Consider the following 9,809-nt stretch of genomic DNA (forward strand, 5'->3'; position numbering starts at 1 on the left):
AGCCGGAGCCGGAGCCGGAGTCTGGGGCGCTGCCACGGGCGGCGCCGAGGCTTCCATCAGTTCCGGGGGCTTTGGGCGGCGGCAGCGGCACCACCGTGGGACGGGCGGCGACCTTGGGCGGCTTCGGCGCGGCGGGCGGCGCCTGCACCACGGGCGGCGGATAGGGCGAAGGATAAGGCGGCGGCACGGCACGCGGCGCGACCACTCCCGGCGGCCGCCGCCGATGGTGCGCGCCGCGATCACCCGGCCGGTGAAGCCGTCGATGCGCAGCACCACCGGGCCCTCCTCGTCCACCGCCGCGACGCTGTAGATGCGGCCGGACAGCTGCGGCTGGGAGACGCGCCAGTAGCCCATGCCGCGGACGATGTTGCGCACCTCCCAGGGCGGCAGCAGCACGTAGCCGGGACGCGGCGGGACGGCATAGGGACCGGGCACGGGAGCGGGGTAGTAGACCTGCGCGCGCCGGCGCCGCGAGGCCAGCGGCCCCGCCAGGGCAAGGACGAGAGCAACGGGACGGATCGAGGACTTCGGCATGGACGACCTTCGCTGTGCGCGCGCTGTCCAGCGGAAAACTGGCGCTTCGGCGACGCGGCGGGGCAGAACGGCGGACCGGACCGAACTACAGCCGGCCAATGCGGCATCGGTGGGACCGCAATCGGGCCTGAAGCCGCCGCGATGTAACAGATGTCGCCCCGCCCGGCTCCGGGCCGGTTGAAACGGCGTTGCGTCGGAGGGCGCTCGTGCCGTACCGTTCTTTCGTCTCAGGCGCCGCATGCGCAATAAATGGACATTCGGTGCGCCGCGGCGGCCTCCGGGCGCTTGTGAGCGCGCCGTTTTTCTGTCATGGTCCACTGGATAGGGAAGTCGTACTGCCCTATCCCCGTGCCGCAGCCGAGAGTGAGCGCACGCTTGAACGAGCGGGGTGCTTTTCCGCGCGGGTGGCGTGGAAGTTGCAATGCGGCGCCGGAGGGGGCATCTCCACCAGCGTCCGCGCGGGCGCGCGGGGTCGCCACCCTGCGCCGGTTGAGGAGAGGGAAGAAGATGGCATCGATGCATCGCGATGAAGGCCGGAACGGGAGCGTGGCTCAGGGCGCCGCCGCCGTGAAAGGCGCGGCGATGATCGGCCGACCGGCTCCCTTCGGCCTGTTCGACCCGGCGCAGGAGCGGGACGCCTGCGGCGTCGGCTTCATCGCCGACATCAAGGGCCGCAAGTCGCACCGCATCGTCGAGGACGGCATCAAGATTCTGCTCAACCTGGAGCATCGCGGCGCGGTGGGCGCAGACCCGCGCGCCGGCGACGGCGCGGGCATGCTGGTGCAGATTCCGCACAAGTTCTTCCTGAAGGAGGCGGCGCGCCTCGGCTTCACCCTGCCCGAGCCCGGCACCTATGCGGTCGGCCACATCTTCCTGCCGCGCGACCCCAAGGGCCGGGAGATCGTGCGCACGACCTATGAGCGGGTGCTCGCCGAAGAGGGCCTCTCCCTCATCGGCTGGCGCGCGGTGCCGACCGACAATTCCTCCCTCGGCGTCAGCGTTCTGCCGACCGAGCCGGAGCACGCGCAGGTGTTCGTCGGCCAGGGCGACCTCAGCCTCGACGAGGACGCCTTCGAGCGCCGCCTGTTCGTCACCCGCAAGGTGATCTCCAACGCGGTCTACGGCGCCAACGATCCGGCGACGGCGGGCTATTACCCCGTGTCGCTGTCCTGCCGCACCCTGGTCTACAAGGGCATGTTCCTGGCCGACCAGCTGGGCGCCTATTATCCCGACCTCTCGGACCCGGACTTCGAGAGCGCGCTGGCGCTGGTGCACCAGCGCTTCTCCACCAACACCTTCCCGGCCTGGCCGCTGGCGCACCCCTACCGCATGGTGGCGCACAACGGCGAGATCAACACCCTGCGCGGCAACGTCAACTGGATGGCGGCGCGGCAGGCCTCGGTCGATTCGGAGCTGTTCGGCTCCGACATCTCCAAGCTCTGGCCCATCTCCTATGAGGGCCAGTCGGACACCGCCTGCTTCGACAATGCGCTCGAATTCCTGGTGCAGGGCGGCTACTCGCTGCCCCACGCGGCCATGATGCTGGTGCCCGAGGCGTGGGCCGGCAACCCGCTCATGGACGAGGAGCGGCGCGCCTTCTACGAGTACCACGCCTCGCTCATGGAGCCGTGGGACGGCCCCGCCGCCATCGTCGCCACCGACGGCCGCCAGATCGTCGCGACGCTCGACCGCAACGGCCTGCGCCCCGCCCGCTACATGGTGACCAGCGACGACACCATCGTGCTTGCCTCGGAAATGGGCGTGCTCACCCTGCCCGAGGAGAAGATCGTCACCAAGTGGCGCCTCCAGCCCGGCAAGATGCTGCTGGTGGATCTCGAGGAAGGCCGCCTCGTCCCCGACGAGGAGATCAAGACCGAGCTGGCCCGCGCCAATCCCTACAAGGAGTGGCTGAAGCACACCCAGCTGGTGCTGGAGGACCTGCGCCCCGTGGAGGCGCGCGAGGTGCGCACCGACGTGTCGCTGCTCGATCGCCAGCAGGCGTTCGGCTACACCCAGGAAGACCTCAAGCTCCTCATGGCGCCCATGGCCATCACCGGCCAGGAGGCGGTCGGCTCCATGGGCACCGACACGCCGATCTCGGTGCTGTCCGACAAGTCCAAGTCGCTGTTCAGCTACTTCCAGCAGAACTTCGCGCAGGTGACGAACCCGCCCATCGACCCGATCCGCGAGGAGCTGGTGATGAGCCTCGTTTCCTTCATCGGGCCGCGGCCGAACATCTTCGACCTGGAGGGCACCGCCAAGCGCAAGCGCCTGGAAGTGCGCCAGCCCATCCTCACCAATGAGGACCTGGAGAAGATCCGCTCCATCGGCTTCATGGAGGAGCGGTTCGACACCCGCACCCTCGACATCACCTACGGCGCCGAAAAGGGCGCCGCCGGCATGGCGACGGCCGTGGAGCACCTGTGCGAGCGCGCCGAGGCGGCGGTGCACGGCGGCTACAACATCATCATCCTGTCCGACCGGATGACCGGGCCGGACCGCATCCCGATCCCGGCCCTGCTCGCCACGGCGGCGGTGCACCACCATCTGATCCGCAAGGGCCTCAGGACCTCGGTCGGCCTCGTGGTGGAAACCGGCGAGGCGCGCGAGATCCATCACTTCGCCTGCCTTGCGGGCTACGGCGCCGAGGCGATCAACCCCTATCTCGCCTTCGAGACCCTCGTCGACATGCGCGACGAGATCCCCGAGGAGGTGGACGACAAGGAGATCGTCAAGCGCTTCATCAAGTCGGTGGACAAGGGGCTGCTGAAGGTGATGTCCAAGATGGGCATCTCCACCTACCAGTCCTATTGCGGCGCGCAGATCTTCGACGCGGTCGGCCTCTCCTCCGAACTGGTGGACAAGTATTTCTTCGGCACCGCCACCACCATCGAGGGCGTCGGCCTCGCCGAGATCGCCGAGGAGACCGTGCGGCGCCACCAGCTCGCCTTCTCCGACGCGCCGGTCTACCGGCTCTCGCTCGACGTGGGCGGCGAATATGCCTACCGCATCCGCGGCGAGGACCATGCCTGGACGCCCGAGACGGTGGCGACCCTCCAGCACGCCGTGCGCGGCGACGCCAAGGACAAGTACCGCGCCTTCGCCGACATGGTGAACGTGCAGGACCGCCGCCTGCTCACCGTGCGCTCGCTGTTCCGCATCCGCGGCGCCGAGGAGATCGGCCAGAAGCCGGTGGACATCGCCGAGGTCGAGCCGGCCTCCGAGATCGTGAAGCGCTTCGTCACCGGCGCCATGTCGTTCGGCTCCATCTCGCGCGAGGCGCACACCACGCTCGCCATCGCCATGAACCGGATCGGCGGCAAGTCGAACACCGGCGAGGGCGGCGAGGAGGCCGAGCGCTACGTGCCCCTGCCGAACGGCGACAGCATGCGCTCCGCCATCAAGCAGGTGGCCTCCGGCCGCTTCGGCGTGACGGCGGAATATCTCGTCAATTCCGACGTCATGCAGATCAAGGTGGCGCAGGGCGCCAAGCCCGGCGAGGGCGGCAATTGCCCGGCCACAAGGTGGACGCGGTGATCGCCAAGGTGCGCCACTCCACGCCCGGCGTCGGCCTGATCTCGCCGCCGCCGCACCACGACATCTATTCCATCGAGGACCTGGCGCAGCTCATCTACGACCTCAAGAACGTCAACCCCGACGCGGACGTGTCGGTGAAGCTCGTCTCCGAAGTGGGCGTCGGCACGGTGGCGGCGGGCGTCGCCAAGGCGCGCGCGGACCACATCACCATCTCCGGCTTCGAGGGCGGCACGGGCGCCTCGCCGCTCACCTCCATCAAGCATGCCGGCTCGCCGTGGGAGATGGGCCTCGCCGAGACCCAGCAGACGCTGGTGGCGAACCGCCTGCGCTCGCGCGTCGCGCTGCAGGTGGACGGCGGCTTCCGCACCGGGCGCGACGTCATCATCGGCGCGCTGCTCGGCGCCGACGAGTTCGGCTTCTCCACCGCGCCCTTGATCTCGGCCGGCTGCATCATGATGCGCAAGTGCCATCTCAACACCTGCCCGGTGGGCGTCGCCACCCAGGACCCGGTGCTGCGCAAGCGCTTCAAGGGCACGCCCGAGCACGTCATCAACTACTTCTTCTTCGTCGCCGAGGAGGTGCGGGAGATCATGGCCTCGCTCGGCTTCCGCAAGCTGGAGGAGCTGGTGGGCCGCGCCGAGGTGCTGGACCAGCGCGAGGCGATCGACCACTGGAAGGCCAAGGGGCTCGACTTCACCAAGCTGTTCGCGAAGCCGGACGTGCCGGCGGACGTGGGCATCCGCCATTCCGAGCGCCAGCACCACCCGATCGAGAAGGTGCTGGACCGCACCCTGATCGAGAAGGCCAAGCCCGCTCTGGAGAAGGGCGAGCGGGTCGAGATCGAGACGCCGATCCGCTCGGTGGACCGCTCGGCGGGCGCCATGCTCTCGGGCGCGGTCGCCAAGCGCTACGGCCACCAGGGCCTCGCCGACGACACCATCCACGTGACCCTGCGGGGCACGGCCGGCCAGTCGTTCGGCGCCTTCCTGGCCGCCGGCATCACCTTCGACCTCATCGGCGAGGGCAACGACTATGTGGGGAAGGGCCTCTCGGGCGGGCGCATCATCGTGCGGCCGCCGGAGAACGCGGCGATCGTGGCGGAGGAATCCATCATCGTCGGCAACACGGTGATGTACGGCGCCATCGACGGCGAATGCTACTTCCGCGGCATCGCCGGCGAGCGCTTCGCGGTGCGCAATTCGGGGGCAATCGCCGTGGTCGAGGGCACCGGCGACCATGGCTGCGAGTACATGACCGGGGGCATCGTGGTCGTCATCGGCCCCACCGGGCGCAACTTCGCGGCCGGCATGTCCGGCGGCGTCGCCTATGTGCTGGACGAGGACAACAGCTTCAAGAAGCGCTGCAACCTCTCCATGGTGGACCTGGAGCCGGTGGAGGAGGAGGAGGACCTCTTGGAGCGCCTCCACCACCACGGCGGCGACCTGGAGTTCAAGGGCCGCATCGACGTGCAGGGCGACATGTCGCGCCACGACGAGGAGCGCCTGCACCAGCTCATCGCCAAGCACCTGCACCACACCGGCTCCGCGCGCGCCCAGCAGATCCTCGACAATTGGGCGGACTACCGCTCCAAGTTCGTCAAGGTGATGCCGGTGGAATACCGGCGCGCTCTGCGCGAGATGGAGAAACTGCGCGGCCTCGCGGCGGCGGAATGAGCTGAACGGCGGCATGGCCCCGCGCCACGCGGGGCCAGCGCGCTCCCTCTCCCCGGTGGGGAGAGGGGTCGCGACGCGCCCGGCTCCCCATGGGGCGCAAGCTCCCCGGGCCTCGGTCATGTCCGCCGCAAAGGCGCACGGATTCCGAGTCCTCAAGCTGGAACAATTCTTGTAATGGAGCATCAGGCGCGCGGCGCGGATCGGCTCCTTCGACGAGGTTCGCATGGGTAAGGTCACGGGTTTTCTGGAGATCGATCGGCGCGAGCAGAAGTATCAGCCCGCCTCCGACCGCATCCGCCATTTCCGCGAGTTCACGCTGCCGCTGCCCGACGCCGAGGTGCAGAACCAGGCGGCGCGCTGCATGGATTGCGGCATCCCCTTCTGCCATGGGCCGAACGGCTGCCCGATCCACAACCAGATCCCGGACTGGAACGACCTCGTCTACAACGAGGACTGGGAGGCGGCGGTCGCCAACCTCCATTCCACCAACAATTTCCCGGAGTTCACCGGCCGCGTCTGCCCCGCCCCGTGCGAGGAGGCCTGCACGCTGAACCTCGAGGACATGCCGGTCACCATCAAGACCGTCGAGCAGGCCCTCGCCGACAAGGCGTGGAAGATGGGCTGGGTCAGGCCCGAGCCGGCGGCGGTGAAGACCGGCAGGAGCGTCGGCATCGTCGGGTCCGGCCCGGCCGGCATGGCGGCGGCCCAGCAGCTCGCTCGCGCCGGCCATGAGGTGCACGTCTATGAGCGCGAGCCCAAGGCCGGCGGCCTGCTGCGCTACGGCATCCCCGACTTCAAGATGGAGAAGCACCACATCGACCGCCGCGTGAAGCAGATGGAGGCCGAGGGCGTCACCTTCCATTACGGCGTGAACGTGGGCGTCACCACCTCGACCCAGGAGCTTCTGGACAAGCACGACGCGGTGCTGCTCGCCGGCGGCGCCGAGGCGCCGCGCGACCCCGGCCTGCCCGGCCAGGAGCTGGAGGGCGTGCATTTCGCCATGCCCTATCTGGTGCAGTCCAACCGCCGGGAGGGCGGCGAGCGGATCGACGAGGTGCCGATCCTCGCCTCCGGCAGGCACGTGGTGGTGGTGGGCGGCGGCGACACCGCCTCGGACTGCGTCGGCACCGCATTCCGCCAGGGCGCGCTGTCGGTGACCCAGCTCGACATCCGCCCGGTGCCGCCGGCCAAGGAGGACAAGCTGGCGGTGTGGCCCTATTGGCCCACCAAGTTCCGCACCTCCTCATCCCAGGCGGAGGGCGCCGAGCGCGAGTTCGCCTGCGCGACGCTCGGCGTCGAGGGCCGCAACGGCCGCGTGACGGGCGTGAAGTGCGCGCGGGTGGATGCCAAGCGCCAGCCCATCTCGGGCACGGAATTCGTGCTCAGGGCCGATTTGGTCTTCCTCGCCATCGGCTTTGCCGGGCCGCTGAAGGCGGGCCTGCTGGACCAGTCCGGCGCGACGCTCGACCGGCGCGGCAACCTCGAGGCGGACGACGAGAGCTATCTCACCTCTGTGCCCCGGCTCTATGCGGCGGGCGACATGCGGCGCGGCCAGTCTTTGGTCGTGTGGGCCATCCGCGAGGGGCGACAGGCCGCCCACGCCATCGACGTCGCGCTGATGGGCGCGAGCACCCTGCCCCGCTGAGGTTGGGGCGGGGCTCGGCGCGCCGGACGGGCGGGCAAACCCGGCCGACGGCGCGCTGCGGGCTGCGGAATGGGAAACGGATCGGGAGCGGAACGGCGGCCGTCAGCCGCCCTTCTGGTCCTCGGCCTTGCGCACCGGGGGCGGCGCGGCCGGCTCCGCGGCGTCGAGGCCCTTCTCGATCTTCCGGACGATCTTTTCCAGTTGCTCGGGTTCCGGCTTCAGGTCCCGCGCATGGTTCCACTGGAAGCCCGCCTCCAGGCGCCGGCCCACCTTCCAGTAGGCATCGCCCAGGTGGTCGTTCACCACCGGGTCCTGCGGCATGCGCATCACCGCGCGCTCCAGCTCCGCCACCGCCTCGTCATAGCGGCCGAGCCGGTAATAGGCCCAGCCCAAGCTGTCGATGATCGCCCCGTCGTCGGGGCGCAGATTGACCGCGCGGCGGATCATGTCGAGGCCCTTGTCGAGGTTCACCCCCTGATCCACCCAGGAATAGCCGAGATAGTTGAGCACGTGGGGCTGCTCGGGATTGAGCTCCAGCGCCTTGAGGAAATCCGCCTCGGCCTGCGGCCAGTTCTTCGAGCGCTCGTTGCAGATGCCGCGCGAGTAGAACAGCGGCCAGCTGCCGGCGCCGGGCGAGGGCAGGAGCGCGATGGCCTTGGAGTAGGTCACGGCGCATTCCGCGAACATCTTGCGATTGTTCTGGATCCGGCCGAGGGCGACGACGGCGTCGAGGTCCTGCGGGTGGGCGGCGATGACCTTGTTCAGGTGGCGCAGCGCCTCGGTCGTGTTCTCGGCGGCATCCAAATTGATCGCCAGGCGCACCTCCGCGTCGCCCTTCAGGGGCGAACTGGCCGGCACCGCGGAGAACAGCTCGATGGCCTTTGCCGGCTGGTGCATCAGCTCGTAGAGGCCGGCGAGCGACATGCTGGCCATGGGATGGTCGGAATCGAGCCAGATGGCGAGCTGGAGATAGGCGAGCGCGTAGTCCTCCAGCCCCTGCCGGCTCAGCACGCCGGCCAGCCCGAACAGCACCTCGGCGGCGCCCTCCTGGGGCGAGCGCACCAGCGGCGGCATCGCCTTTCCGCTCTTGAGTTCGCCCATCATGTACTTGACCAGCGGGTCGCCCGAATAGCGCTGGCCGAACTCCTGGTAGGTCTCGAGCGTGGCGGCGGTGCCGAGATTGCGCGAGGCCCAGCGCACATGGGCATCGACGGCGCGCACCGTCAGCGGCTCGCTTTTCACCGCGGCTTCCAGCCGGGCGCCAGCCTCCTTCTTGAGGCCCGCGGCGTCGAGGATGAGGCCGGCATGCAGGTCCTTGAACTGGCCGTACCACACCGGGCCCTGCAGGCGGTCGATCAGCTCGACGCCGGTCTTGGGATTGCCCGACCCGTAGGTGGCCCAGGCGGCCAGCAGCGCGGTGCTGATGCGATCCACGAGATCGACGCCGGTGCGCTGCGTCGCCGAGGCGAGCCAGGGCGCCAGCAGCATCGCCGTCACGTCGTCGATGGGGCCGCTCACCGCCAGGGAAAGGTTGGTGCGGGCGGTCTGGTACTGGCCGCGCTTGATGGCGCGCACCGACAGCAGGAAGCGCGCGAACCGGTGGGTCCGGTCCATCTTCACGATCTTGTCGGCATACTTCATCGCGTCGTCCACCTGCCCGCCCAGCAGCGAGGCGAGCATGGTGCGTTCGATGATCTCCTCGTTACCCTTGTCGAGTTTCAGCAGGTTGCGCAGATAGAAGGCGGCCACCTCCGATTCCCGCTGCACGGTCGCGAAGCGGGCGGCCAGATAGCTGCCGGGAAGAGTGATCTCGCTGTCCGAGGGCTGGGCCAGTCCGGGCGTGGGCTGAAGCGCGCCGAACAGGGTGGCGCATCCGGCCAGAAGAAGGGCGGAAGAAAGGGCGCGGAAAGGCTTCACCAGCGATATCCCGAATGTCGACGCGCGGCGTGCGCTGCGAACCGTTAGCCGCGCCAGATGGCGGGAGGATGGCCGCTTTCCTGTTGCGTCGCAAGCGCGGGCTCGGCCGCCGCTGGGCCGCCTGAGGCCGTGAAGCCGGCCGGCGCTTGGCCCCGAGGGCGACGGTGCCTTGCCGCGCTTGCGGCGGCGCGGCATAAGCCCTTCATGCATCGACTGACCGAGCGCGCCCCGGCGAAGATCAACCTCACATTGCGCGTCCTCGGCCGGCGCGCGGACGGGTTTCACGATCTCGTCAGTCTGGTGGCCTTCGCGGGGGCGGGCGACCTGCTCCATCTCGACCCGGATGCGCCGCTGGGCCTCGACATGACCGGACCGACGGCTCTTGCCGCCGGCCTGGCAGCCGACAACCTGGTTCTGCGCGCCGCAGCCGGGTTTGCCGCCCTGGTCCCGGGGGCGCGGCTCGGCGGCTTCCTGCTGGAGAAGCGCCTGCCGGTGGCGGCCGG

The 9,809-nt window shown here is 69.5% G+C and carries 3 protein-coding genes and 3 pseudogenes; 4 read left to right on the forward strand and 2 right to left on the reverse strand.

The window, feature by feature from the left end:
* Positions 1 to 534: pseudogene (locus tag AC2W7M_RS13075) on the reverse strand (hypothetical protein); the annotation flags it as partial.
* 582 nt (positions 535 to 1,116) lie between these two features.
* Between AC2W7M_RS13075 and gltB the strand changes: the two are divergent.
* The 3 genes and pseudogenes from gltB to AC2W7M_RS13090 all read left to right on the forward strand — a co-directional run.
* A pseudogene (gene gltB, locus AC2W7M_RS13080) lies at positions 1,117 to 4,619 on the forward strand (glutamate synthase large subunit); the annotation flags it as partial.
* Positions 4,620 to 4,952: 333 nt separating this feature from the next.
* On the forward strand, positions 4,953 to 5,744 hold the full coding sequence (locus tag AC2W7M_RS13085; protein WP_486132726.1) for a GltB/FmdC/FwdC-like GXGXG domain-containing protein: 792 nt from the start codon (positions 4,953 to 4,955) through the stop codon (positions 5,742 to 5,744).
* A 223-nt stretch (positions 5,745 to 5,967) separates the two neighbouring features.
* Complete coding sequence (locus tag AC2W7M_RS13090) at positions 5,968 to 7,389, forward strand: glutamate synthase subunit beta (RefSeq protein ID WP_486132724.1); 1,422 nt, start codon at positions 5,968 to 5,970, stop codon at positions 7,387 to 7,389.
* A 102-nt stretch (positions 7,390 to 7,491) separates the two neighbouring features.
* On the opposite strand, the gene AC2W7M_RS13095 is transcribed toward AC2W7M_RS13090, so the two are convergent.
* Positions 7,492 to 9,306 carry a tetratricopeptide repeat protein gene (locus AC2W7M_RS13095; protein ID WP_486132725.1) on the reverse strand — a complete coding sequence of 605 codons (1,815 nt, stop codon included), beginning with the start codon at positions 9,304 to 9,306 and terminating at the stop codon, positions 7,492 to 7,494.
* Between the two features lie 204 nt (positions 9,307 to 9,510).
* Between AC2W7M_RS13095 and AC2W7M_RS13100 the strand changes: the two are divergent.
* Positions 9,511 to 9,809: pseudogene (locus AC2W7M_RS13100) on the forward strand (4-(cytidine 5'-diphospho)-2-C-methyl-D-erythritol kinase); the annotation flags it as partial.

The organism is Xanthobacter sp. BG11Y11_SDJG (assembly GCF_057364445.1).